The sequence below is a fragment of the Luteimonas huabeiensis HB2 genome (assembly GCF_000559025.1).
GTDB classification, from domain to species: domain Bacteria; phylum Pseudomonadota; class Gammaproteobacteria; order Xanthomonadales; family Xanthomonadaceae; genus Luteimonas; species Luteimonas huabeiensis.
The window spans coordinates 1-25287 of the sequence record NZ_JAAN01000003.1 but is presented as its reverse complement, the minus strand read 5'-3'; the positions used below and the strand labels follow the sequence as shown (position 1 = coordinate 25287).

The 25287-nt window shown below is 75.9% G+C and carries 17 protein-coding genes; 16 read left to right on the top strand and 1 reads right to left on the bottom strand.

The window, feature by feature from the left end:
• Positions 1 to 52: 52 nt before the first annotated feature.
• Positions 53 to 922, bottom strand: a complete 870-nt coding sequence (locus Z164_RS19625) for an EAL domain-containing protein (RefSeq protein WP_024888758.1) — start codon at positions 920 to 922, stop codon at positions 53 to 55.
• A 173-nt stretch (positions 923 to 1095) separates the two neighbouring features.
• Here Z164_RS19625 and Z164_RS0100315 point away from each other — a divergent pair, with 173 nt between their 5' ends.
• The 16 genes from Z164_RS0100315 to Z164_RS0100240 all read left to right on the top strand — a co-directional run.
• Positions 1096 to 1698 carry a recombinase family protein gene (locus Z164_RS0100315; RefSeq protein ID WP_024888757.1) on the top strand — a complete coding sequence of 201 codons (603 nt, stop codon included), beginning with the start codon at positions 1096 to 1098 and terminating at the stop codon, positions 1696 to 1698.
• A gap of 112 nt (positions 1699 to 1810) precedes the next feature.
• Positions 1811 to 2416 carry an ECF-type sigma factor gene (locus Z164_RS0100310; RefSeq protein ID WP_024888756.1) on the top strand — a complete coding sequence of 202 codons (606 nt, stop codon included), beginning with the start codon at positions 1811 to 1813 and terminating at the stop codon, positions 2414 to 2416.
• Positions 2417 to 2528: 112 nt separating this feature from the next.
• Entirely contained in the window at positions 2529 to 2825 is a 297-nt protein-coding gene (locus Z164_RS0100305) for a PAAR domain-containing protein (protein ID WP_024888755.1), read from the top strand.
• Positions 2822 to 4198, top strand: coding sequence for a tetratricopeptide repeat protein (locus tag Z164_RS0100300; RefSeq protein WP_236621722.1), 1377 nt, complete (start codon positions 2822 to 2824; stop codon positions 4196 to 4198). Before Z164_RS0100305 ends, Z164_RS0100300 begins: the two co-directional genes overlap by 4 nt.
• Before the next feature lie 7 nt (positions 4199 to 4205).
• Positions 4206 to 6206 carry a type VI secretion system Vgr family protein gene (locus Z164_RS0100295; RefSeq protein WP_024888753.1) on the top strand — a complete coding sequence of 667 codons (2001 nt, stop codon included), beginning with the start codon at positions 4206 to 4208 and terminating at the stop codon, positions 6204 to 6206.
• A 7-nt stretch (positions 6207 to 6213) separates the two neighbouring features.
• A complete protein-coding gene (locus Z164_RS0100290) occupies positions 6214 to 6747 on the top strand; it encodes a DUF6931 family protein (protein WP_024888752.1) in 534 nt (177 codons plus the stop codon).
• 49 nt (positions 6748 to 6796) lie between these two features.
• Positions 6797 to 8098 (top strand): type VI secretion system-associated FHA domain protein TagH, encoded by a 1302-nt coding sequence (tagH, locus tag Z164_RS0100285; RefSeq protein WP_024888751.1) that lies wholly within the window; start codon positions 6797 to 6799, stop codon positions 8096 to 8098.
• 188 nt (positions 8099 to 8286) lie between these two features.
• Positions 8287 to 9624, top strand: a complete 1338-nt coding sequence (gene tssK / locus Z164_RS0100280) for a type VI secretion system baseplate subunit TssK (protein WP_024888750.1) — start codon at positions 8287 to 8289, stop codon at positions 9622 to 9624.
• 34 nt (positions 9625 to 9658) lie between these two features.
• On the top strand, positions 9659 to 10930 hold the full coding sequence (icmH, locus tag Z164_RS0100275; RefSeq protein WP_425477198.1) for a type IVB secretion system protein IcmH/DotU: 1272 nt from the start codon (positions 9659 to 9661) through the stop codon (positions 10928 to 10930).
• A gap of 4 nt (positions 10931 to 10934) precedes the next feature.
• On the top strand, positions 10935 to 14447 hold the full coding sequence (gene tssM / locus Z164_RS0100270; RefSeq protein ID WP_024888748.1) for a type VI secretion system membrane subunit TssM: 3513 nt from the start codon (positions 10935 to 10937) through the stop codon (positions 14445 to 14447).
• A gap of 3 nt (positions 14448 to 14450) precedes the next feature.
• Positions 14451 to 15134 carry a type VI secretion system-associated protein TagF gene (gene tagF, locus Z164_RS19620; protein ID WP_024888747.1) on the top strand — a complete coding sequence of 228 codons (684 nt, stop codon included), beginning with the start codon at positions 14451 to 14453 and terminating at the stop codon, positions 15132 to 15134.
• Positions 15131 to 15853: a PP2C family protein-serine/threonine phosphatase gene (locus tag Z164_RS0100260; RefSeq protein WP_024888746.1), complete on the top strand. Its 723-nt coding sequence runs from the start codon at positions 15131 to 15133 to the stop codon at positions 15851 to 15853. Before tagF ends, Z164_RS0100260 begins: the two co-directional genes overlap by 4 nt.
• The gene (locus tag Z164_RS0100255; protein ID WP_024888745.1) at positions 15850 to 19383 is read left to right on the top strand and encodes a bifunctional serine/threonine-protein kinase/formylglycine-generating enzyme family protein; all 3534 of its coding nucleotides are present in this window, start codon (positions 15850 to 15852) and stop codon (positions 19381 to 19383) included. Before Z164_RS0100260 ends, Z164_RS0100255 begins: the two co-directional genes overlap by 4 nt.
• Positions 19380 to 19682: a hypothetical protein gene (locus tag Z164_RS0100250; RefSeq protein ID WP_024888744.1), complete on the top strand. Its 303-nt coding sequence runs from the start codon at positions 19380 to 19382 to the stop codon at positions 19680 to 19682. Before Z164_RS0100255 ends, Z164_RS0100250 begins: the two co-directional genes overlap by 4 nt.
• On the top strand, positions 19675 to 21483 hold the full coding sequence (locus Z164_RS0100245) for a ShlB/FhaC/HecB family hemolysin secretion/activation protein (protein ID WP_236621721.1): 1809 nt from the start codon (positions 19675 to 19677) through the stop codon (positions 21481 to 21483). Before Z164_RS0100250 ends, Z164_RS0100245 begins: the two co-directional genes overlap by 8 nt.
• 12 nt (positions 21484 to 21495) lie before the next feature.
• Positions 21496 to 25287, top strand: a 3792-nt coding sequence (locus tag Z164_RS0100240) for a two-partner secretion domain-containing protein (RefSeq protein ID WP_024888742.1), incomplete at its 3' end; no start/stop codon positions are given.

The following is a 25287-nucleotide window of genomic DNA, read 5'->3' as shown; positions in this document are numbered from 1 at the left end:
GCCGCAGTCGCTGTTCCGGGCGCGGACACGACGCCGCTTCCATCGAGCGGATTCACCGGGGCTGGGGACACGACGCCGGCTCGACTGGGGACACCGTGACTGCGGGCCCGGTCAGCCACGGCGGCGTGGTCGTCGGGCGTCCCACGTGGAAGCCCTGCGCAGCATGGGCGCCGGCGTGGCGGGCGGCGGCGAGGTCGGCTTCGGATTCGATGCCTTCGACCACGACGCAGGGGCAGTGGTCCGCGCAGGCGCGCACGAGTTCGCGCAGGGCGTCGGGCGGACGGAACAGCACGGAGCGGTCGATCTTGGCCAGGTCCGCCCGGCTGCGCGCCAGGAACGCCAGGGTGGCGTGCCCGGCGCCCAGGTCGTCGAGGGCGACGCGCACGCCGCGCGCCTGCAGCCCCGCGATCAGGCTCAGGGCCTCGATGGGGTGGCGGACCGGCGCGGTCTCGGTGATCTCCACCGTCAGCCGGCGGGCGACCCGGGGGTGCGCGCCCAGGTAGCGCAGCGGCGCCTGCCACCAGGCCTCGGCGCGCAGCGAGGCCGCCGAGATGTTCGCGCCCAGGCACTGCCCGGGGTGCCGCGCCAGCGTCTGGATCACGCTCCAGAGCACGCTGCGGTCCAGCTGCGCGATCGCGCCCTGGCGCTCCAGCGCGCGGATGGCCTCGGCGGGGGCGTCGTCGCGCTCGCCCGCCCGGCGCAGCAGGGCTTCTTCGTAAAGGCAGGCCGACGCGTCCGCGGCCGCCAGCCGGCGGACGGGCTGGAACGCCAGGACGAGGCGCCGATGGATCAGGTCGTCCAGCAGCTCCGCTGCCAGCGTCCGGTCGCGACGATGGGCCGCCGTTTCCAGGCCCGACGTGCGTTGCCGACTCGCGGTGTCGCCGGTGTCGCGACGGTCCGCCGCCTGCTCGGGATGGCGCATCCTGCCCCCTTCTGACGACCGCCTTTCAACCAAAAGGGGTCCCCCCTTTTTTCAACAACGGAGGTCGGCGTTCGCGGATACGGGCCGTCATCATGGCCCGGACGTACCGCGCGGGTCCCGGCGCACGTTCGGCGGGCGCGATCTCCCGTAGAGAACTCTCCTTGAAGTCAATCATGAAGCGTATCGGTTATGCCCGGGTATCGACGGACGAACAGAACCTGGATCTCCAGATCCAGGCCCTGGAGCGGGATGGCTGCGATCGCGTGTTCACCGACAGCGGCATCTCGGGCAGCCTCGTCAGTCGCCCGGGCCTGGACCGCGCGCTCGCGGCGCTGGCGCCGGGCGACAAGCTGGTCGTCTGGCGACTGGACCGGCTGGGCCGATCGCTGGTCCACCTCGTCCAGCTGCTCGACGACCTGGGCCGGCGGGACGTGCGGTTCAAGTCGCTGTGCGAGCACATCGACACCAGTTCCTCCGGCGGGCGCCTGGTGTTCCACATGATGGCGGCGCTGGCCGAGTTCGAGCGCACGCTGATCAGCGAACGCACCCGCGCCGGCATGGCCGCCGCGCGGGCCCAGGGCAAGCACGTGGGCCGGCGCCCCTCGCTGGATCGCGAGCAGTGCCTGCAGGCGCTCGGCTACCTCGACGCCGGGCGCAGTCCGGCCTGGACGGCGCGCCATTTCGGCGTCACCGAGCGCACGCTGCTGCGGCTGGTCGGCCGGATCGAGCGGAACGGGCAGGAAGGCATCGTCGCCGCGCAGGCGCGCCGCGCGTAGGGGCGGCCGCGGCGGCGCCGTGCGCCGGCCGCGGGCGGCCGGGCTGCGTCGCTGCGGCCCCGGCCGCCGGTGGCATACTGCCGCTTCGATCGACCGCCAGGGGAACGCGGCGATGGTCCAGGATCGCGTGGCCACGGGACGGCGCGCCGGGCACGGCGGGCGCGCGCGCCGCGAAGACGTCACCGCCTGGCTGCCGGACGCGCTGTCCGGCGACGCCGAGGCGATGGAGCGGGTGATGCGGCGGATGTACGCCGCGTTGCGCCAGGTCGCGCGGCAGCAGCTCGGCGGCGAGTTCCAGCAGCGCACGCTCAGCGCGACCGAGCTGGTCAACGAGAGCTTCCTGCGCCTGTTCGGCGCCGGCGCGCCGCCGCGCATCGAGGACCGCCGGCACCTGCTGGGCATGGCCGCGCGCGCGATGCGGCAGGTGCTGATCGACGCCGCGCGCCGCCGCAACGCGGCCAAGCGGCCCGCACCGGAGGACCGCATCGCGCTGACCGGCATCGTCGATGCGCTGGCCGGCGATGCCGGGCCGGCAGCGCTGGGCCGGGTCCTCGATGAGCTGGCGGCGATCGACCCGCGGCAGGCGCGCATCGTCGAGCTGAAGTTCTTCGCCGGCCTGACCGGGGAGGAGGTCGCCGCGCTGCTGGGCCTGTCGGTTTCGACGGTGCAGCGCGAATGGCGGATCGCGCGCGCGTGGCTGCGCCGCGAGCTCGGCTGAGCGGCCGCCGCCGGGCCGCGGACGCCCGGCGCCGCGCCGGTTGAGACGAATCGTCGGGTCACCGCGGCGCCGGCGGCCGAAGCTTCCGGGACGTTCCTTCCGAGCCGCCGCCATGCTGCCCGCCGCGCGCCTGACCGACATGCACGCCTGCCCGATGGTCACCGGCGTGGTGCCGCACGTCGGCGGCCCGATCGTCGCGCCGGGCGCGCCGCCGGTGCTGGTCGGCGGCCTGCCGGCCGCGCGCATGGGCGACACCGCCGCCTGCGTCGGCCCGCCCGACGTCATCGTGACCGGGGTGCCGACGATCCTCATCATGGGCCAGCCGGCCGCGCGCATCAGCGACTCGACCGCCCACGGCGGCGTCATCGTCGCCGGCCTGCCGACCGTGCTCTACGGCGGCGGCGGATGAGCACGATGCCGGCCGCGGCCGCGCGCGCCGCGGCGTCCAGCGCGCAGGACGGCGCCGGCGTGCAGGCGCTGCTGCAGGCGGCCGTCGCCATGCACCGCGCCGGCGACGCCGCCGCCGCGGCCGCGCGCTACGCGGACGTCCTGGCGCTCGATCCGGGCCAGCCCGACGCGCTGCACTTCCTCGGCGTGCTGCGGCACCGGCGCGGCGACAGCGAGGGCGCGATCGCGCTCATCGCGCGCGCGCTCGAACGCGCGCCCCGGCATGCCGACATCCACAACAACCTCGGCAACATCCACAAGGAGCGCGGCGACGCGGTCGCGGCCGAGGTCTGCTACCGGCGCGCGCTGCGCTGCGCGCCTTCGCACTTCGTCGCGATCGGCAACCTCGCCGTGGCGCTGGAGCTGCAGGGCCGGCTCGATGACGCCTTCAAGGCCTACGGCCTGCTGCTGACCGTCGCCCCGGCCTATGCGCACGGCTACCACCTGCTGGGCCTGTTCCTGCGCAACCACGCTGCGCACGCCGAGCACGGGCGGCAGGCCGCGGCCTGCCTGCGGCGCGCGTGGGAGCTGGACCCGGGCAACCTGCGCGCGCTGGAATCGCTCGGCACCGTGCTGTACGTGCTGGGCGATCACGAAGCGGCGCGGGCGGTCTACCGCGACTGGCTCGACCGCGAGCCGGACTCGCCGGTCGCGGCGCACATGCTCGCCGCATCCGGCGGCGCCGAGGCCCCCGAGCGCGCCGGCGACGCCTACGTGCGCACGCTGTTCGACGGCTTCGCCGCGAGCTTCGACGAGCAGTTGCTGAACCACCTCGACTACCGCGCGCCGCAACTGCTGGCCGACGCGTTGGCGGCGGCGCTGGCCGGCCGCGACGGCCTGGACGTGCTCGACGCCGGCTGCGGCACCGGCCTGTGCGCGCCGCTGTTGCGGCCGCTGGCGCGGCGGCTGGAGGGCGTGGACCTGTCGCCCGGCATGCTCGAGCGCGCGCGCCGGCGCGGCGGCTACGACGCCCTGCACGAGGGCGAGCTGACCGCGCACCTGCTGGCGCGGCCGCGGCGCTGGGACGTGGTCGCATCGGCGGACACCCTGGTCTACTTCGGCGACCTGCACCGGGTCTGCGCCGCGGCGGCCGGCGCGCTGCGCGCGGGCGGCTGGCTGGCGTTCTCGGTCGAGGCGCTGGACGATGCGGCCGGCGACGGCCCGGCGTTCGAACTGGGCCCGAGCGGCCGCTACCGGCATGCGCGCGCGCACGTGGCTGCCGCGCTGGCGGCGGCGGGCTTCGCCGAGACCCGGATCCAGGCGCGCGAGCTGCGCAGCGAGGGCGGGCTGCCGGTGCCGGGCTGGGTGGTCGCCGCACGCCGCGCCGGGGCCTGAGCGGGCGATGGCGCGCGATCGGCCCAGCTTCGTCCTGGAATCCGACCACGGCGACGCGCTGCGCCTGCTGGCGATGGACGGCCGCGAGCGCCTGGGCGCGCTGTACGAGTTCCGCGTGCGGGCGGCCTCCCCCGACCCCAGGCTCGACCTGGTGGGCCTGCTGGGCAAGCCGATGGCCGTGGCCATGCGGATGCCGGACGGGTTCTCGCGGCATTTCCACGGCATCGCCATCGAGGCGGCGCAGACCGGCTTCACGGTGATCGACGACCTGCGCCACGCGGTCTACGAGATCGTGCTGGCGCCGCGGCTGTGGCTGCTCACCCGCCGCCGCCACAGCCGGGTGTTCGCCAACCGCGACGTGGTCTCGATCCTGCGCGCGGTGCTCGACGGCATCGGCTTCTCCGACGTGCGCGTCGGCCTGTCGGCGGACTATCCCGTGCGCGAGACCTGCGTGCAGTACCGCGAGGACGACTTCGCCTTCCTCAGCCGGCTGATGGAGCAGGAGGGCATCTACTACTGGTTCGAGCACGACGCGGCCAAGCACACGCTGGTGCTGGCCGACGGCATCGGCGCCCACGCCGCGGCGAAGGGCGCGGCGAAGCTGCCGTGGCTGGCGGCGGGCGCGCACGGGATGCGCGAGGCGGTCGGGGTGACCGAGTGGCGGCCGTCGAGCGCGTTGCACGCCACCGCGGTGCGCCTGACCGACTACGATCCCGCCAGCCCGCGCACCGACCTGGAGGGCCGCGGCGACGCCGCGCAGGGCGTGCGGCTGCACGCGGTGGACGGGCTGGAGCAGTTCGACTTCCCCGGCGCCCGCGCCAGCGCCGGCGAGCACGGCCGGCTGGCGCAGGTGGCGGTGGAGGCGCAGGCCGTGGCCCGCGCGCGCTGCAGCGGCGCCTGCGACGCCTACGGGCTGGCCGCCGGTGCGCTGTTCGCGCTGGCCGGCTCGCCCGGGGGCGCGTGGGACCGCGAGTACCTGCTGACCGCCTGCGCCTTCGCCGCGCGCGAGGCCGGCGACGACGATGCCGGCGAGGCGCCCTGGCAATGCCGCTTCGAGGCCATCGACAGCCGGGTGGCGTTCCGCAGCCCGCAGGCCACGCCGCGCCCGCTGGTGGCCGGGCTGCAGACCGCGACGGTCTGCGACGCCGGCGGCGAAGGCGACGACGAGGCCATCGCGGTCGATCGGCACGGCCGGGTCCACGTGCGGTTCCACTGGTCCGACAGCGCCCGCGGGCGCGACCAGGCGCACTCCTGCCCGGTGCGCGTGGCCACGCCGTGGGCCGGCAAGCAGTGGGGCGCGATCCACATCCCGCGGGTCGGGCAGGAAGTGGTGGTGAGCTTCCTGGAAGGCGATCCGGACCGCCCGCTGATCGTGGGCAGCGTCTACAACGCCACCCACATGCCGCCCTACCCGCTGCCGGGCGAGAAGACCCGCAGCGGCATCAGGAGCCGCAGCGAGGGCGGCGGCGCCGAGGACTTCAACGAAATCCGCTTCGACGACAAGAAGGGCAGCGAGGAGCTGTACCTGCACGCCCGGAAGGACCTGCGCGAGGCGGTGGAGAACGACCGCTTGCTCCGGGTCGAGCGCGACGAGGACGCCGAGATCGGCAACGACCAGCGGCTGAAGGTGACGCGCGACCGCCGCCACGAGATCGGCAACGACGACACCCTCGAGGTCGGCGGCAAGTTCCGGCTCGAGGCCGGCAGCGAGATCGAGCTGGTGACCGGCCAGTCCAGGATCGTCATGACCAGCGCCGGCGAGATCCGGATCGAGGGCATCGACATCGCCATCGCCGGCCGCAACGCGGTGCAGGCGGAGGGCGGCGTACAGGTCGGCATCCAGGCGGGGGCGACGATGGACGTCAAGGCCGGCGCCGCGATGACGCTCAAGTCCGACGCGATGCTGACCGCCGAGGGCGGCGCCACCGCCACGGTCAGGTCGCCGGTGCTCAGCCTCGACGGCCAGGGCATCGCGCAGATGTCGGCGCCGCTGATCAAGATCGGCTGAGGCGGCGATGGACGCATTGCGGCAGGCCTGCGAGGAGATGGAGATCGATGCCGGCGCGCGCGCGCTGCTGGCGGCGGAGACCGCGTCGCAGGCGGCGGTCGCCACGTTGCTGGAACACGGCCGCGTGCAGGACGCGCTGCGGCTGCTCGCGCGGCTGCTGCCCAGGCGCTACGTGGTCGCGTGGCTGTGCCAGTGCGCGCGCGACGAAGCGCTCGCGCCCGCCGATCGCGCCGGCGCGGCCCTGGCCGAGCGCTGGGTGCGCGAGCCCAGCGAGGCCCATCGCCGCGACGCCTACGAGTTCGCCAGCGCCGCCGGCTACCGCACGCTCGGTGCCTGGCTGGCGGCGAGCGCCGGCTGGGCGGGCGGCAGCCTGGCGCCCGCCCAGCAGCCGGCGGTGCCGCCGGCGCCGTGGATGACCGCGCGCGCGGCCACCGCCGCGGCCAACCTGCTCGCGGCGCTGCAGCCGGAACGCTTCGAGCAGCGCCGCATCGCCTTCGCGAACCGCGCGCTGCCGCTGCTCGGCGACGGGGCGGCGCCGTGACCCGCCCCGATGCCGCATCCGTGCGACCCGAACCGAGGAAGCCGCCGCCATGACCCGTCCCCAGATCCTGACCCTGACGCTGTCCGGCACCCGCGCGCCGCCGCCGGGCGGCCGCGCCGCGTTCGAGTTCCGCCAGCGCGGCGGCAGCATCGGCCGCTCGGAGGAATGCGACTGGGTGTTCGCTTCGCCGGGCGTGTCGCGCACGCATGCGGTGGTGCGCTATCTCGACGGGCTCTACTTCGTCGAGGACCGCAGCACCAACGGCCTGCTGCTCAACGGCGCCCCGCTGGCGCGCAGCGAACCGGCGATGCTCTCCGACGGCGACCGCCTGCAGCTGGACACCTACCAGATCGAGGTCGCGCTGCGCGACGAGGCCGGCGCGCAGGCCGAGGCGACCTTCATGGCCGCGCCCGCGGCGGCGGTGCCGCCCCCGGCGCCCGCGCCGGCCCGGTCGCCGCCGCTACCGCCGCCGCCGGTCGCCGCGCCGTCGCCGCGGGACGGCGCGATCGACGCCCTGTTCGGCGGGCTGGACGCCGCCGGCGACGAACTCGATCCGCTGCGGCTGTTCGAGGCCCCGTCGCCGCCGCCGGCCGCGGCGCCGGCCGACGCCGGCTGGCACCACGGCCCGGCGAGCGCCGACCATTTCCGGCCGCCGCGCCCGCTGGCGCCGGCGCCGGTGCTGCCGGAGGCGTGGGACCTCACCAGCGGCGACTTCGCCGCCGCGCCCGCGGCGCCCGACGCCGCGGCGCCCGCGCAGGGCGCCGACCTCGACGCGCTGCTGGCCGCGCCGCCACCCGAGCCGCCCGCCGCCGCCGCGCCGGCGGGGCTGCCCGCGCCGGCCGAGCTGGACCGCATCTTCGGCATCGTCGTCGACGGCGTGATGGAGGTGCTGCGCGCGCGCGCCGAGATCAAGAACACCTTCCGCCTGCCGGTCACCCTCATCCAGCGCAGCGAGAACAATCCGCTCAAGTTCGCCGCCACCCCGGACGAGGCGATGCGCAAGCTGGCGCAGGCCGACGGCGCGTTCCTGTCCGGCGCCGACGCCTTCGAGGACGCCTTCGACGACATCCGCTGCCACCAGATGGCGATGCTGGCCGGCATGCGCGCGGCGTTCGAATCGCTGCTGTTCCATTTCAACCCGGATCGGCTGGAGCGCGAGGCCGACAGCGCCGGGCGGCGCGCATTCGCCGGCAAGGCCCGCTACTGGGCGCGTTACCGCGAGCAGTTCGAGCGCGCGGTCGCGGACCCGGACGAATGCTTCCGGATGCTGTTCGGCGACGAGTTCGCGCGCGCCTACGAGGCCCAGCTGGCGCGGCTGAAGTCGGCGCGGCGCGGGCGCCAGCGCGGCTGAGCGTCGTCGCTGAGACGAAATGTCGGGCCGGCCGCGCGCGCCCCGCGCAGAATCGGCCCTCCACGGCAGCCATCGCCGACGCATCGCGCCGGCGCCGCCGCCGCGGACCACGCCGCCGGTCGTGCAGGGGACGCCGGAGCCTCCGCCGATGCGCCCGATCGGCCGCACGGGACGGACGAGCACAGCGGATGACGCACAACAACAAGATCGTGTGGAGCGAGGGCCTGTTCCTGCGCCCGCAGCACATGCAGCAGCACGAGCGCTATCTGGAGCGCTGCATCGAGCTGCGCGCCGGCGCGCTGCGCCCGCACGCCTGGGGATTCTCCGAGCTGGAGTTCGAGCCGGACCTGCTGGCCGTGGGCCGGATCGGCCTGCGCCGCGCGCGCGGCGTGTTCCCCGACGGCACCCCGTTCTCGATGCCCGACGACGATCCGCTGCCGCCGCCGCTGGAGGTCGATGCCGGCTGCCGCGACGAGATCGTCCACCTGACCCTGCCGCTGCGCTCGCCGTCGCAGCCCGACAGCGCCTGGCCGGACGCGCCGGCCGAGCGCCTGGTGCGCTACCGGGTGCGCGAGTCGGAGGCCATCGACGCCTCCGGCAGCGTCGCCGATGCGGTGCTGCTGGAAGTCGGCGGCATGAGCGCGCGGCTGCTGCCGCAGTCGCAGCCTCTGGAGGGGCTGGCGCGGATCCCGCTCGCGCGCATCGTCGAGCGCCGCGCCGACAACCGGGTCGCGCTCGACGAGACCTTCGTGCCCACCGTCAGCGCCTGCCGCGCCGCGCCGCGGCTGCAGACCTTCCTGGTCGAGCTGCTGGGCCTGCTGCACCAGCGCGGCGAGGCGCTGGCCAACCGGGTCGCGCTGACCGATCGCGGCGGCGCGGCCGAGATCGCCGATTTCCTGATGCTGCAGGCGCTCAACCGCTGGCAGCCGCAGGTCGCGCACTGGGCCGAGGCGTCCACGCCGCACCCGGAGGACCTGTACCGCGCGCTGGCCTCGCTGGCCGGCGAACTGGCGACCTTCACCGCGCCGGGCAAGCGCCTGCCGGCGCTGCCGCCGTACCGCCACGAGGCGCTGCGCGAGAGCTTCGAGCCGGTGATCGCGGCGCTGCGCGCGAGCCTCAGCGCGGTGCTGGAGCAGACCGCCGTCGCGATCCCGATCCAGCAGCGCAAGTTCGGGGTCTGGGTGGCGGTCGCGGCCGATCCCAGCCTGTTCGACGGCGCCGCCTTCGTGCTCGCCGCGCGCGCCGACCAGCCGTCGGAGGCGCTGCGCCGGCAGCTGCCGGCGCAGGCGAAGATCGGGCCGGTCGAGAAGATCCGCGACCTGGTCAACCTGCAGCTGCCGGGGATCGGGCTGCTGCCGATGCCGGTCGCGCCGCGGCAGATCCCGTACCACGCCGGCTACCTGTACTTCGAGTTCGACCGCCAGGCGCCGCTGTGGCGCGAGCTGAAGGGCGCCGGCGGCATCGCGTTCCACTTCGGCAACGCGTACCCCGGCCTCGACCTGCAGCTCTGGGCGATCCGGGGGTGAGCGCATGAGCACGCCGGGACCGGCCTACGACCCGCTGGAGGACGCGACCATCGTGCGCCCGCAGCCGCCGGCGTCCGCGCCGCCGCCCGCGCCGCCGCGGCCGGCCGGCGACGACGACCCGCCGCCGGCCGACATCAGCGAATTCCTCGGCCGCGGGCTGAACCCGCTGGTGCAGGCGGCCAGCCCGCTGCTGCTGCTGGCGGTGCAGTTGCGCCACAGCGCCGCCGCCGGCGATCCGGAGGCGCTGCGCGAGCAGGTGCGCGCGCAGATCGCCCGCTTCGAGCAGCGCGCGTCGGAATCGGGGGTGGCGCCGCAGGCCGTCACCGCCGCGCGCTACGTGCTGTGCGCGACGGTGGACGAGGCGGTGCTGAACTCGCCGTGGGGCGAGCGCAGCGGCTGGGCGCAGAAGACCCTGCTGGTGACCTTCCACGGCGAGTCCTACGGCGGCGCCAAGTTCTTCCTGCTGCTCGAACGCCTGGCCGCCGACGTGCCGCGCCACGTCGATCTGCTGGAGCTGATGTACGTCTGCCTCGCGCTGGGCTTCTCCGGCCGCTACCAGATCGAGGCCGGCGGCCGCGCCCGGCTGGCCGAGATCCAGGACGACCTGTACCGGCGCATCCGCGCCCATCGCGGCCGCGCGCCCGAGGCGCTGGCGCCGCACTGGCGCGGCGCCGGGGACCGGCGCAATCCGCTGGTGCGCTACGTGCCGCTGTGGGTGTTCGGCGCGGCGGCGGCGTGCCTGCTGCTGGCGGCGTTCCTGTGGTTCCACGCCCGCCTCAACGAACAGGCGGCGCCGATCGGCGCCGCGGCCGCGCGGATCGGGCTGGAGACGGCGGTTCCACCTGGCGACGCCGCGCGAGCGCCGCCGCGGCTGGGGCTGAAGGCGCTGCTGTCGGCGGAGGAACGGGCGGACCTGCTCGACGTCGAGGAGGGCGCCGACGGCCGCGCGCGCGTGCGGCTGGCGGCGACGCGGATGTTCGCTTCCGGCGGCGCCGAGGTCGATGCCGATCAGCGCGCGCTGCTGGAGCGGGTCGGCGCCGCGCTCGAACGCCTGCCGGGCCGGGTGATCGTGGTCGGCCACACCGACGACCAGCCGCTGCGGTCGCTGCGCTTCAAGGACAACTACGAGCTGTCCACCGCGCGCGCGCGCGCCGTCGCCGAGGTGCTGGCCGCGGCGCTGACCGACCCGGGACGGATCGAGGCGGTGGGCGCCGGCGCCTCGCAGCCGATCGCGACGCCGCCGTCCGTGCCAGACAACCGGGCGCGCAACCGGCGCGTCGAAATCCTGTTCCAGCCGGGGGACTGAGGCGATGGGCAAGCTGCTGACCGTGCTCAGGTCCGGATGGTTCATGACCCTGCTGGGCCTGCTGCTGCTGGCGCTGCTGGTGTGGACGCTGGGGCCGCTGCTGGGTTTCGCCGGGCGCCAGCCGCTGGCCAGCCCGCTGGCGCGGCTGGCGGCGATCGCGCTGATGGGGCTGGCGTGGGCGGTCGGCCTGCTGGCCTGGCGCCTGCGCCAGCGCGCGCGCGACGCGCGCATGGGCCGGGAGCTCACCGCGCAGGCCGGCGCGGCCGACGATCGCGAGGCCATCGCCGCCGCCGAGCGCGCGCAACTGCAGACGCGCTTCCGCGAGGCGGTCGGGCTGCTGCGCCGGCGCCTGGGCCGCGGCAGCCTCTACAGCCTGCCGTGGTACGTGGTGATCGGCCCGCCGGGCTCGGGCAAGAGCACGCTGATCCGCAATTCCGGGCTGCGCTTCCCGCTCGGCGGCCAGTTCGGCGAACAGGCGCTGCGCGGCGTCGGCGGCACCCGCAATTGCGACTGGTGGTTCACCGACGAGGCGGTGTTCCTGGATACCGCCGGCCGCTACACCACCCAGGATTCCGACCGCCGCGCCGATGCCGGGGCCTGGGCCGACTTCTTGGGCCTGCTGCGCCGGTTCCGCCGCCACCGGCCGGTGGACGGGGTGATCGTGACCATGAGCCTGTCGGACCTGCTGCTGCTCGACGCCGCCGAGCGCGACGAGCACGTGCAGGCGATCCGGCGCCGGCTCGACGAGCTGGCCGAGCACCTCAAGGTCAGCGTGCCGGTGTACCTGGTGTTCACCAAGTGCGACCTGCTGGCCGGTTTCGGCGAGTTCTTCGACGACCTCGATCCCGAGCAGCGCGCCCAGGTCTGGGGCATGTCGTTCCCGGTGGACAGGACCCTGGACGGCAGCGCGGTGCGCGCCTTCGCCGACGAGTTCGACCTGCTGCTGGACCGGCTCAACGCGCGGCTGCTCGACCGCCTGCACAGCGAGCGCGACCGCGTCCGGCGCGCGGCGATCCTGTCGTTCCCGCAGCAGCTGGCCGCCTTCGGCGAGACCGCGCGGCAGTTCGTCGAGGGCGCGTTCGCCGGCCACGCCTACGGCATGCCGTCGCTGCTGCGCGGCGTCTACCTGACCTCCGGCACCCAGGAAGGCACGCCGATCGACCGCATGATGGGCGCGGTGGCGCGCACCTTCGGCGTCGACGAGGCGCGCATGCACGCGCCGGGCATGCGCACGCGCACGTTCTTCGTCGAGCGGCTGCTGAAGCAGGTGGTGTTCGCCGAGGCCGGCTTCGCCGGCATCGCCCCGGCCGAGGCGCGCCGGCGCGCCCTGCGGCGCGCGGCCTGCTACGGCGGCATCGGCGTGGCCGCCGCGCTGGCGCTGGCGGCGATGACCGGCAGCTACGTGCGCAACGCCCGCTACCTGGCCGAGGTGCGCGCCGCGCTGGATGCGCGCCCGGCCGCCGACGGCGCCGCACCGCCGGCGGACACGACGGCGCGCTTCTTCGCGCTGGCGCTGCAGCGGCTGGACGCCGTGCGGCCGGCGCTCGAGGCGGCCGAGCGCCACCGCGGCGACGTGCCGTGGTCGATGCGCGCCGGGCTGTACCAGGGCCGGGCGATCGGCGGGCAGCTGCGCGACGCCTACCTGCGCGAGCTCAACGCCGCGCTGCTGCCCGGCCTGGGCGCGCAGTTCCGCCGCGGGCTGTCGGGCAACGCCGCCGACCTGCAGGCGCTGTACTACTACCTCAAGGGCTATCTGATGCTCGGCCAGCCGCAGCACGTCGACGCCGGCGAGCTGGCGTCGCTGGCGGCGATCGAGTGGCGCCGCCTGTTCCCGCGCGATCCGGCGCTGCAGGCGGCGCTGGCCGGCCACTTCCAGGCGCTGCTCGACGCGCCGGAGCGGCTGCGCGCGCTGCCGCTGGACCAGGCGCAGGTGGAGCGGGCGCGCAACACGCTGCGCTCGGCGGACCTGCCGATGCTGGTCTACAGCAGCCTCAAGCTCGGCCAGCAGGGCGCCAGCGACGACGCGGTGCGGCTGGACCGCGCGCTGGGCCTGCTCGGCGACGTGTTCCAGCGCCGCAGCGGCGCGCCGCTGACGGCGCCGTGGCCGGCGCTGTACACCCAGCCGGTGTTCGCCGCGCAGATCGACGGCGGCATCGAGGCGGCGGTCGGGCGCTTCCTCGCCGACGACTGGGTGTTCGCGGCGGCGCCGGCCGATGCGCTGGCGCGCGCGCGCACGGTGCGGCAGGTCGCCGCGCTGTACGAGCAGGACTACATCCGCGCCTGGGACGGGCTGCTGGAGGATCTGCAACTGCGCCCGGCCGCCGACCTGCAGGAGGCGAGCATGCTCGCGGCCAAGCTGTCCGGCCAGGGATCGCCGCTGCGGCTGCTGCTCAAGCTGGTGCGCGAGCACACCACCGACCTCATGCGCGCGCCCGCGGACGCCTCCGCAGCCGGCGCGGCGGCGGAGCAGGTCGCCGCGGCCGCGCAGGCCGCCACGCAGCAGGCCGCCGCGCGCAGCGCCGCGCTGGCGGCGGCGCTGGGCGGCGACGACGCGGCCGCCGCCGAGGCGCCGGGGCAGGCGGTGGAGGCGCATTTCGCCGCGCTCAACCGGCTCACCGAGGGCGAGCCCGGCGCGATGCCGCTGGACCGGACCCTCGGCGTGGTCGAACAGCTCGGCAGGACGCTGCTGACGATGACCGAGTTCGACGCCGGCCAGCCCAACCCGCAGCTGCTGCTGGCGCGGCAGGAGGCGGCGCAGCTGCCGCCGCCGGTGTCCGGCTGGGTGGCCGCGCTCAGCGGCGCGAGCGCGTCGCTGGTCGCCTCCGGCGCGCGCGACGCGCTCGGCGCGCAGGCGCAGGCCTCGATCGGCGCCGACTGCGCGGAATTCGTCCAGGGGCGCTACCCGTTCGATCCGGACAGCCGGTCGGAGATCCCGCTGCAGAACTTCGGCGAGCTGTTCGGCTACGGCGGCCGCTTCGACACCCTGTTCCGGCAATCGCTGGAGAAGCTGATCGACACCGGCGGCCGCAGCTGGCGCTGGCGCACCGGCCCGGGCCTGGTCGAGGGCCCGCCGGGGCTGCCGGCGCGGATGCAGGCGGCCGACCGGATCAAGCGCCATTACTTCCGCGACGGCGCGCTGCCGGAGGTGAGGTTCACCCTGCAGCCGGCGGCGATGAGCGGACGCGTCGCGCGGGTGGCGGTCGATCTCGACGGGCAGGCATTCGAATGGGCGGCCGACGGCGAGCAGGCCGCGCCCGTGCGCTGGCCCGGCCCGACGCCGGGCCGGGCGTCGATCGCGGCCTTCGACGCCGCCGGCGCACCGCTCGGACGCATCGCCCACCAGGGCGACTGGGCCGTGCTGCGGCTGCTGCACACCGATCTGGCGCGCCGCTCCGACCTGGAATTCGTCGCGCGCTTCGGGTTCGACGGCGGCAGCGTGGAGCTGCCGCTGCGCGCCGGCAGCCTGCGCCATCCGTTCCTGGACGAATCGGTGCGCCGGTTCGGTTGCGGGGGCTGAGCGATGGCGCGGGCGCGGACCCCCGGATACTTCGGCAAGCTCGCCGGCGCCGGCGACTTCGTCCAGCGCCGGCTGCCGCCGGCGTTCGTCGACGCCTGGGACCGCGGCTTCTCGCGCGCGATCGCCGAAAGCCGCGACCTGCTCGGTGCGGACTGGGGCGCGGCCTATCGCGCCAGCCCGGCGTGGCGCTTCCTGCTTTCGCCCGGCATCTGCGGCGCCGGCGCCTGGGGCGGCGTGGTCGGCCCGGCGACGGACCGGGTCGGGCGCTGCTTCCCGATGGCAATCGCCGCGCCGCTGGAGGCGGACGCGCCGGGGCTGCTGTACGACGGCGAGCGCTGGTTCGAGGCGGCGGAACGGACCCTGCGCGATGCGCACGATCGCCGCCTCGGCGCCGACGGCTTCGACCAGCGCGTGGCCGCGCTGGCGCTTCCGCCCGATCCGGACGCGCCCACGCTGCCGGCGCTGCCGGCCGGGATCGACCGCGCGCGCCGCGACTACTGGCTGCCGCTGCCCGCGCGCGCCGGGTTGCCCAGGGCGCTGTGGAGCCATCTGGCGCCGGCCGGATGCGCGCTGTGGTGGAGCGCGCGCGCGGGCCGGCTGCGGGTCGGCCGCGGCCTGCCGGCGGCCGAGACCTACGCCGGCTTCCTCGCCGCGCCGGCGATGGCGGCCGCGGGCGGTGCGGCATGAGCGCCGGGCGCTGGCATTCCTTCGGGCGCACCGAGACCGGCAAGGTCCGGCGCTGCAACGAGGACGCCATCCTGCTGCGCGACGACGCCGGCCTGTGGGCGGTGGCCGATGGGCTGGGCGGGCACAGCGCAGGCGACTACGCCAGCCGGCTGATCGTCGAGCGGCTGGCGGCGGTGCCGCGCGCCGGCGACCTGTGCGACTTCGTGGACGCGATCGAGGACGCGCTGGAAGCGGTCAACGCCGAGCTGCTGCGGGTCGCCGCCGAGCGCGGGCTGGACCTGATCGGCTCCACCGTGGTGGTGCTGGTGCGGGGGACGGAGTTCGTGCTGTGCGGCTGGGTCGGCGACAGCCGCGGCTACTGCGTGGACGGCCGGCGCCTGCGCCAGATCACCGAGGATCACGTGCACGGGCAGAAGGACGACGCCACCCGCTACGCCGGCGCCGCCGCGCCGCCGCCGGGTGCGCTGACCCGCGCGGTCGGCGCGCAGCCGCAGCTGTTCGTCGACTGGACGCTGGTCGACAGCCGCCGCGGCGGCCGGTTCGTGCTGTGCACCGACGGCATCAACAAGGAGATCGGCGACGAGGAGCTCGATCGCGAGTGCCTGCGCGCGCGCGATCCGCAGGCGCTGGTGACGCGCCTGTTCGAGCTGGCGCTGGCGCGGGCGGCCCGCGACAACGTCACCGCGGTCGCGGTCCAGGCCCAGGAGAGTCCGAAGTGAGCGAGGAAGTCGGCGTGGTGGAACTGGTCGCGGCGCTGCGCGCCGGAAAGCTCGATCTCGGCGGCGTGCTCACGGCGCTGGCGCGGCGCGGCGTGCTGCCCGAGGCGGAATACCACGTCGGCGTGGAGACGCTGCAGCGGCTGCGCGAGGAGCGCGTCTTCGACGACGAGACGGTCACCACGCTGGTGACGCGGATGCAGGCCCTGCGCGACGCCGCGACCGTGGTGGCGCCGCCGCCGCCCGCGCGCGCCGGCGCCGACGAGGCCACCGTGTTCGCCGCGCCGGCCGGCGGCGACGCCACCCGGGTGGTGCCGCCCGCGCCGGACCGGACCGGGACCACCGCCGGCACCGCCGTCGGCACCGACGGCTGGGAACGGATCGCCGAGGCCGCCGCCGGCGAGGCCGCGCACGTGGGCATGCTGCTCAAGGGCCGCTTCCTGCTGGAGCGCGAGCTGGGCCGCGGCGGCATGGGCGTGGTGTTCCTGGCCCGCGACGAGCGCAAGGTCGAGGCGCGCGACCGCGATCCCTACGTCGCGGTCAAGGTGCTCAACGACGAGTTCCGCCGCCACCCGGACTCGCTGGTCGCGCTGCAGCGCGAGGCGCGGCGCTCGCAGCGGCTGGCCCACGACAACATCGTGCGCGTCTACGACTTCGACAAGGACGCAACCATCGTCTTCATGACGATGGAGTACATCGACGGCGCCGACCTGCGCACGCTGATCCGCGAGCAGGCCTGGCAGGGCATGCCGCTGGCGCGGGCGCGGCCGCTGATCGAGGGCATGGCGCGCGCGCTGGCCCGCGCGCACGCCGCCGGCGTGGTGCACTCCGACTTCAAGCCCGGCAACGTCATGGTGACCGCCGACGGCGTGGCCAAGGTGTTCGATTTCGGCATCGCGCGCGCGGGCCATCACGGCGCCGGCGCCAGCGGCGAGCTGACGGTGTTCGACGCCGCCACCCTGGGCGCGCTGACCCCGGCCTACGCCAGCCTGGAGATGCTGCGCGGCGGCGAGCCGACCCCGGCCGACGACGTCTACGCGCTGGGCTGCGTCTGCTTCGAGCTGCTGACCGGCCAGCACCCGTTCGGCAAGGCCAGCGCCGAGGTCGCGCTGCGCGAAGGCCGCGTGCCGCCGAAGGTGCCGGGGCTGAGCCGGCGCCAGTACCGCACGCTGTGCCGCGCGGTGGCCTTCCACGCCGGCGAGCGGCTGCAGACCGTGGAGCCGTTGCTGGAGGGCCTGCGCGAGATCGGCCTGCGCGAGCGGCTGCTGCCGCTGGCGGCCTGGGGCACCGCGTTCGCCCTGCTGGCCGGGGGCGGCGCCTGGGCGCTGGCGCGCCACCTGCACGCGCGCCAGCTGGCGGCGGTGGTGGCCGGTTTCGACGTCGACGGCCCGGACCGCTACGCCGACGAGACGGCCGCGCGGGACGCGCTCTCGGCGCTGGACGAGGACGAGCGGCATGCCCTGGTGCTCGGCCACGACCGCCGCATTGAGGCCTTCCTGCTGCGCCGCCTCGACGAACTGTGGAAGCCCGAGCTGGGCCGGTTCGAGTACGCCCGCGCGCAGCAGGTGTTCGCATTGCGCGACGACCTGCGGCTGTATTCGCCGGAGCTCGACGCGCGCCGCGCGCGCATGGAGTTGCAGAAGGACGAGCTGCTCAACGCGCTGGACACCGAGCTGGCCGAGCGCGTCGAGGCTGGCGCGCTGTTCGAGGACCGCGCGCCCAACGCCGGCGAAACCCTGGCCCGGGTGCGCGCGATCGATCCCGCCAGCCCGCTGCTGCGCGATCCGGGGCTGGAAACGGCCTACGCGCAGGCCGTGGCCGAGGCCCGCGAGCGCGGCGATTTCGCGCTGGCCGGCGAGCGCCTGCGGCAGGCGCAGGCGGCGTTTCCCGAATCGCTGCGGCTGGACCTGGCCGCGGCGGATCTCGCCGCCGCGCAGGCCGGGGCCGACGCCGCCATGCCCCGGGCCGCCGCGCCGCTCGACGCCGAGCGCGCCCGCGCGCTGCTGTCCGAGCGCATCGCCGCGCCGTCGGCCGATCCGGCCTGGCGTGCGGACGTCGCCGCGGCGTTGCAGGCCCTGCGCAGCGACGCTTCCGCCGCGCACCGCGCGCGCCTCGACGCGCTCGGCCGCGCCATCGCCCACCACGCCGACGGGGCCGACGAGCCGGTCGAGCTGGCCGGCGCGCGCGCGCTGGTCGACTTCGGGCTCGAGCAGGTGCCGGCCTCGGTCGAGCTGCGCGCGCAGCAGGCGCGGCTGGCGGGCCTGACGGCGGACCTGGAGGCGCGCCTGGCGCGCGACAGCGCCGCCGCCGAGACCGCCGCGCGCAGCGAATCGCTGCGTCGCGCCGCGGCCGCCGGCGACCTGTCCAAGGCGGGCGAAGCGCTGCAGCGCCTGCGCGCGCTGCAGTCCGGCGGCGCCTTCGCCACCGTCGAGGGGCCGCAGCTGCTCGCCAACGCCTACCTGGCCGCCGCCTCGCGCCGCTTCGCCGAGGGCCGCGCCGACCAGGCCGCGCAGCGGCTCGCCGAGGCCGAGGCGCTGCTCGGCGAGCGGCTCGACCTGCGCACCGCGAAGGCGCGCTACGACCTGGTCGCCCTGCTGGATGCCGCCGCGCAGGACGCGCCCACGCCCGAGCGCCTTGCGCAGCTGGGCGAGCGCCTGCGTGCGCTCGCTCGCACCGACGCCGAGGGCCTGGCGGCGCTGGAGGCGGACCTGCGCGAGCGCGGTCGCCTGCCCGAAGGCACGCTGCAGGCGCGGCTGGAGGCGCTGGCGCCCGCCCCGCGCGGCGCCGCGGGCGCCGCACGCCCGGCGCCCCGCGCCGAGCCGGTCCCCGTCGCCCCGGCGGCGGCGCCCGCCGCCGCCCCGGTCGCGTCCGATCCGGACGCGGCGCTGCCGCCGGTGCCGGACGGGCCGGACCCCTGCGACGCCGCGCTGGCCGGGCGCGGCCGCTTCTGCTTCGACGCGATCGGCGAAGGGCGCGGACCGACGCTGGTGGTGGTGCCGGGGCGCGACGGCGGCAGGCCGTACGCGCTCGGCCGTGCCGAGGTCACCGTCAACGAGTTCAACGCCTTCTGCAGCGCCACCGGCCGTTGCCGGCTGCGGCCGGTCGCCGACGCCGCGGCCGGCACGGTGGCGGTGTCGGGCGTGCCGCTGGCGCAGGCGCGCGCCTATGCGCGCTGGCTGGCGCACGCCAGCGGCGGCTGGCGCTACCGGCTGCCCACCGATGCCGAATGGACGCATGCCGCGCGCGCCGCGGCCGGCTGGCGCCAGGCCGAGGACAGCCATTGCATCCCGCCCGGCGCCAGCGCCGGGGGCGCCGCCGCGCCGGTCTCGGCGCGCGGCCGCGCCGCCAATCCCTGGGGCCTGATCAACCTGAGCGGCAACCTCTGGGAATGGACCGACAGCGCCGGCGCGGTGGCGGTGCGCGGCGGCGCCTACACCAGCTTCTGGTCGGACTGCACGGTGGAGGCGCGTCGCTCCGACAGCGGCGCCGCGCAGGCCGACGTGGGCTTCCGGGTCTTGCGGGAATTGAAATGAACGATTGGGAACGACAGGCCAACGCGTCGCTGCGCGCGCTGGGCGAGGCCTACCGGCAGGGCGGCATCGGCCGCGAGACCTATCGCGCGCGGCGCCGTCGGTTGTTCGCCACGCTGCGCGAGTCGCAGGCGATCACCCAGCGGCGGCAGCCGCCGAGCGCCATTCAGGACGTTCCGGCGCGGATGCTGCTAGCGTCGCGGCGGGGGAGCTTCGCGTCCTGGCGATTCGTGCTGGCGCTCTTCGTCGTCGCGCTGGCGATTTTCTTCGGACTGTGGAACAGGGGACAGGGGCATGTGTGATCGGCTCTGGGCGCGTGCGCCCGGCTCGCGGGGCGTCGCGCGCGCGGCATTGGCGCTGGCGTGCGCGGGCGCGCTCGGCATGGGCGGACACGCGGCGGCGCAGACGGCGCCGCCGCCGGTGCCGCACGGCACGCTGCCGGACGAACGCGAGCAGCTGCGCGAGGCCGGGCAGGCCGCGGCGGGCGTGGACGAGACGGCCGCCGGGCTCGGCCTGCCGCCGGTGCGCGAGCGCGCGGACGCGCGCGTGCCGGCGCTGGTCGTGCGCGGCTTCCGCGTCGAGGGCGTCGGCGACTATCCCGAGGCCGGGATCGACCCCGCGCGCCTGCAGGCGCTGGCCGACGCGCGCTTCCGCGCGCTCGCCGGCGGCGCCGACAGCGCGCGCCTGGACTTCGACCAGTTGCAGGGCGTGGCCGATGCGCTCACCGCCGCCTATCGCGAGGCCGGCTTCATCGTCGCCACCGCGTACCTGCCCGCGCAGGACCTGGGCGCGGACGGCATCGTGCGCATCGCGGTGCTGGAAGGGCGGCTGGGCCGGGTGGTGGTGGAGGGCGCCGAGCGCTACCGCGCGAGCGTGCTGGCCGCGCCCGCGCAGCGGCTGCAGGGGCGCGCGCTGCGCCGCCCGGAGCTGGAATCGGCGCTGCTGTACCTGCGCGACCTGCCGGGGGTGTCCGCTTCGCCGGTGCTCGCGCCCGGGCAGAACACCGGCGAGACCGACCTGCTGATCGCCGCCAGCGAGGAGGCGCGCCCGTTCGCGGTCTCGCTGGCGGCCAGCAACCACGGCACCGACCAGACCGGCCGCTACCGCGCGCAGGCCGGGCTGGTCTGGCGCAACGCGCTGGGCCTGGGCGACGTGCTCACCGCCAGCTATACCCATGCCTTCGATCCGCAGCAGAGCCAGTTCGGCGCGATCGGCTACAGCCTGCCGGTCCACGCCGTGGACGGGCTGTCGATCGGCGCCGGCTACACCCGCAGCGAGATGGACGTCAACACCGGCCCGTTCGCCGCGCTGGGCCTGAGCGGTCCGGCCAGCTTCGCCTACGTCGGCGGCGACTGGAAGTTCCTCAATCGCGAGCACCTGCAGATGCAGGCGGGCCTGCGCTTCATGCGCGAGCGCTCGCAGCTGTCGGTCTTCGACGGCGCGGTGCCGCTGTCGGACCAGCGCTTCGACGTGGTCGAGGGCAGCTACACGCTGCGCCACATCGACCGCCGCACGCGCGGGGTCAATCTGCTGCAGGCCAGCGTGCGGCAGGCCACCGACGACCGCTCGCGCGACCCCGATTCGATCACCCCGCAGCGCGACAGCCATTTCACCGTGCTGCGGCTGTCGCTGGCGCGCATGCAGTACCTCGGCCGTTCGCAGCGGCTGTTCGCGCGCTTCTACGGCCAGCACACCGAGGACGTGTTGGTGCCGATGGAGCAGATCGCCGTCGGCGGGCCGGACAGCGTGCGTTCGCTGCCGGTGTCCGAGGCGCTGGGCGACCGCGGCTACCACGCCAGCCTGGAGTACCAGGTCGATGCGCCGGGCTTCGGCGACCGCGCCTCGCCGTTCGGCGGCCGGCCGTGGCGCGACCTGCTGCAGTTCGACCTGTTCGTGGACCACGGGCGGGCGATGCCCGCCGGCCGCGCCAGCGTGTCGGCCGGCGGCCGTACCTTCCACGGCGCCGGCGCCGGCCTGCAGTTCCGGCTGCCGCATCGCCACGACTTCAGTTTCCGCCTCTCGGCCGCGGTGCCGATCGGCGGCGACGATCCCTCCGACGGCGACGACCTGCAGGTCTGGGCCCGGCTCGGCATGACCTTCTAGAGGACCACGCGCATGAATCGCATCTACCGTCTCGTGTTCAATCGCGCCCTCGGCCAGGTGCAGGCCGTCGCCGAGGTCGCCTCGCGGCGCCGCGGCGCGGCGGCGGCCGGCGGCCGCGCGGGCGCGCCCGGCAAGTCGGTGCTGTGCGCGGCCCTGCTCGCCGCCGCCGGCCAGGCGGCCGCGCAGGCGCCGGGCGCGCTCGACCTGCCCACCGGCGGCAACATCGTCGGCGGCTCGGCGAGCATCACCCCGGGCCACGGCAGCCTGGAGATCGTGCAGAACGGGCGCACGGTGATCGACTGGAGCACCTTCGACATCGGCAGCGACGCCAGCGTCAGGTTCACCCAGTCCGGCGGCAGCATCGCGCTGAACCGGATCCTGGACGGCGATGCCAGCCAGATCCTGGGCAAGCTCGACGCCACCGCGACCATCTTCCTGATCAACCCGAACGGCCTCCTGTTCGGCGAGGGCGCGCAGGTGAACGTCGGCGGCCTGGTGGCCTCCACGCTTTCGCCCGTGGCCGCCTATCCGGGCGCCCCGGATCCGATCCAAGATTTCCTGCAGGGCAGCCCGTCGATGACGCTGGCGATCGGGCCGAACGCGCAGGGCGCGATCGTCAACCGGGGCGCGCTGCGCGGCGGGCAGATCGCGCTGGTCGGGGGATACGTCGAGAACGCGGCCGGCGCCACGATCCAGGCCGACGGTGGGCGCGCGGGCCTGTACGCGGCCGATGGCGTGCAACTGACGCTGGGCTGGGGCAGCGTGTCCGGCGTGACGATCCAGCAGGCGGTGCAGAACGCGCTGCAGGCCACCCTGGTGAACAACCTCGGCCGCATCCAGGCCGTCGGCGGCAGCGCGATCCTCGGCGCGCGCGGTCGCGTCGGCACGGTGAGCGCCGCGATCAACACCGAGGGCGTGATCGAGGCGTCCGACATCGCGCTGACCGGCAGCGGCGGCCAGCTGCGCGCCGGCGGCGACATCGCCGCGGGCACGAGCCTGAGCCTGAGTTCGGGCGACGCCCAGGCGTACCTGGACGGCGACATCGAGGCCGGCAGCCTGTCGCTGTACGCCCGCGACATCCAGCAGGGCGGCGGCGCGCTGGCCGTGCGCGGCACCGCCGTGCTGGAGGCGAGCCAGGACATCGACCTGAGCCGGGCCGGCAACGATTTCGGCGGCCGCGTCGATGCGGCCGGCCGGAACGTCGACCTCGTCAGCGGCAGCGACCTGCGCATCGGCGACCTGGACGTGCGAGGCAACCTGGCCGTGGACAGCCTGGGCGCCGTCTCGTTCGCCGGCGGAACGGTCGCCGGCGCGCTCGATGTCGAGGCCGCCGGCATCGCCCAGACCGGCGCGCTGACTGTGCGCGACGGCAGCGCGTTCGACGCGGGCAGCCACGACATCGACCTGCGCCATGCCGGCAACGCCTTCGGCGGCGATGTCGACATCGTCGCCCAGGATGCGAGCCTCGGCAGCAGCACCGGCTTGCGCTTCGGCAGCCTGGATGCCCGCGGCAACCTGACGGTGGCCAGCCAGGGCGGCGTGTCCTTCGCCGGCGGGACGGTCGGCGGCGCGCTCGAGGTCGTGGCCGGCGGCTCGATCGGCCAGTCCGGCGCGCTGACCGTGCGCGGCGCCGCCACGTTCGACGCCGGCAGCCACGGCATCCTCCTGAACCAGGCCGGCAACGACTTCGTCGGCACCGTCGATATCCTCGGCGCCGGCGTGGTGGTCATGGCCGATGCGAACGCGCTGACGTTCGGTCAGGTCGACGCCGCCGTGCTGGACGTGGCCAGCGGCGGCGACCTGACCTTCGGCGCCACGACGCTCTCCGGCGCGCTGGCCGCGCGCTCGGCCGGCGGCGGGATCCGGCAGGACGGCGCGGCCAGCATCGGCGGCGAGATCTCGTTGTCCGCGGGCGAAATCGCGTTCGACCACGCGGACAACCGGCTGCAGGGGCCGGTCTGGCTGAGCGGAGGCAACGTCCGGATCCGCGACCGGACCGCGCTGCGCTTCGGCGCGGTGGATGTCGGCAGCCTCCAGGCCACCGCGCCGGAACTGTGGTTGGCGGCGGACATGCGCAGCGACGGCCTCCAGTTCTACGTCGGCGACGTCCGCCTGGCGCAGGACACCCGGATCGCGTCGACGCTCGGCGACGTCGATATCCGCGGCACCCTCGACGGCGCGCATGCGCTCGAGGTCACGGCGGCGGGCAACGTGTTCTTCAGGACGGCCGTCGGCGCGACCGCCGCGCTGGAACGGCTGGACGTGGGCGCGGGCAGGATCCACCTCGGCGGCGACGTCGCCACCGGAGGCGATCAGATCTACCGCAGCGCGGTGTCGCTGGGCGGCAGCGTGGCGTTGGCCAGCGCGGACGGCGGCATCGCCTTCCAGTCCACCGTCGACGGCGCGCACGCGCTGAGCGCGCGGGCGGCGGACGTCGCCTTCGGCGGCGCGATCGGCAGTGCGAGCGCTGGTGCGCTGGCGGCGCTGACCGTGGACAGCGGCACGTTCGCCGCCGCCGGCAGCGTAGCCGTCGCCGGCGATCTGCGGCTGACCGTGGCGCAGGGCGGGATCGGCCAGGCCGCCGCCTGGACCATCGGCGGCGCCAGCGCGCTGGATGCGGGGGGCGGCGACATCGTCCTGACCCAGGCGGGCAACGACTTCCGCGGCACGGTGGATCTCGCCGGCGATGCGGTGCGGATCCACGACGCCAATGCACTGACGCTCGGCCGCTTGGCCACCGGCGCGTTGACGGCCTCCAGCGGCGGCGCGCTGGGGCTCGGCCAGGGTCTCGTCGGCGGTGCGCTGAGCGCGACCAGCGCCGCCGGCGGGATCGGCCAGTCCGGCGCGCTGACCGTGACCGGCGACGCCGCGCTCGACGCCGGCAGCGGCGACATCCTGCTGACGCAGGCCGGCAACGACTTCGCCACGGTCTCCGTGGCGGGCATCGACGCGCGCCTGAGCGACGACAACGAGATCCGCCTGACCGGCATCGATGCCACGGACCTGCACGTGCGGGCGCAGACGATCCGCCTCGACCTCGACACGGTGGCCACGGGCGGCGACCAGACCTATGCCGGCCGCCTCGTGCTGGAGCGCGACACCGCGCTGAGCAGCGACGCCGGCAGCCTGAGCTTCCAGGCCGTGGACGGCAGCGCGCAGCGGATGACCGCGCGCGCCGCGCAGGGTGCGGTGGACTTCGGCGGCGCGGTCCAGCTGCGCGAGCTGGACGCGGCCTCGGCGACCTTCCGCGCCGGCGGCCCGCTGGCCACGGCCGGGGCGCTGGCGATCGCCACGACCGCCGGCGGGATCGGCCAGAACGGCGCGTGGACGGTCGGCGGCAGCGCCGACCTGCGCGCGTCGGGCGGCATCGCGCTGCGCGACGGCGGCAACGATTTCTCCGGCCCGGTGCGCCTGGAGTCCGGCCAGGGCGTCGCGCTGCACGACGCCGGCGACCTGACCATCGCCGGCCTGGCCACGGGCGCGGGCCACGGCGTGCACCTGGAGGCGGGCGGCGCGCTGGCCCTGCCCGAGCAGGCGATCGACACCGGCGACGGCGCGCTGACCCTGGTCGCAGGCGGCACGCTGTCCACGGCCGGCGCGCTGTCCGGCGGCGCGCTGACGCTGCATGGCGCCGGGGGCGTGGTGCTCGCGCACGACGTCGCTGCCGGCGACGAGCTGACGCTGTCCAGCACGCACGGCGACGTGGCGCAGACGGGCGGCAGCATCCACGCCGGAGGGACCACCACCGCCGAGGCGGGCGGCGACATCCGCCTGGCCGCAGCGGGCAACGATTTCGTCGGCGCG

Coding starts and splice junctions, on each gene's coding strand:
- Z164_RS0100310 (WP_024888756.1), top strand. CDS start 1,811: ATGGTCCAGGATCGCGTGGCCACGGGACGGCGCGCCGGGCACGGCGGG.
- Z164_RS0100250 (WP_024888744.1), top strand. CDS start 19,380: ATGAACGATTGGGAACGACAGGCCAACGCGTCGCTGCGCGCGCTGGGC.
- Z164_RS0100290 (WP_024888752.1), top strand. CDS start 6,214: ATGGACGCATTGCGGCAGGCCTGCGAGGAGATGGAGATCGATGCCGGC.
- Z164_RS0100300 (WP_236621722.1), top strand. CDS start 2,822: ATGAGCACGATGCCGGCCGCGGCCGCGCGCGCCGCGGCGTCCAGCGCG.
- Z164_RS0100295 (WP_024888753.1), top strand. CDS start 4,206: ATGGCGCGCGATCGGCCCAGCTTCGTCCTGGAATCCGACCACGGCGAC.
- tssM (WP_024888748.1), top strand. CDS start 10,935: ATGGGCAAGCTGCTGACCGTGCTCAGGTCCGGATGGTTCATGACCCTG.
- Z164_RS19625 (WP_024888758.1), bottom strand. CDS start 922: ATGCGCCATCCCGAGCAGGCGGCGGACCGTCGCGACACCGGCGACACC.
- tagF (WP_024888747.1), top strand. CDS start 14,451: ATGGCGCGGGCGCGGACCCCCGGATACTTCGGCAAGCTCGCCGGCGCC.
- Z164_RS0100305 (WP_024888755.1), top strand. CDS start 2,529: ATGCTGCCCGCCGCGCGCCTGACCGACATGCACGCCTGCCCGATGGTC.
- Z164_RS0100260 (WP_024888746.1), top strand. CDS start 15,131: ATGAGCGCCGGGCGCTGGCATTCCTTCGGGCGCACCGAGACCGGCAAG.
- tssK (WP_024888750.1), top strand. CDS start 8,287: ATGACGCACAACAACAAGATCGTGTGGAGCGAGGGCCTGTTCCTGCGC.
- Z164_RS0100245 (WP_236621721.1), top strand. CDS start 19,675: ATGTGTGATCGGCTCTGGGCGCGTGCGCCCGGCTCGCGGGGCGTCGCG.
- tagH (WP_024888751.1), top strand. CDS start 6,797: ATGACCCGTCCCCAGATCCTGACCCTGACGCTGTCCGGCACCCGCGCG.
- Z164_RS0100315 (WP_024888757.1), top strand. CDS start 1,096: ATGAAGCGTATCGGTTATGCCCGGGTATCGACGGACGAACAGAACCTG.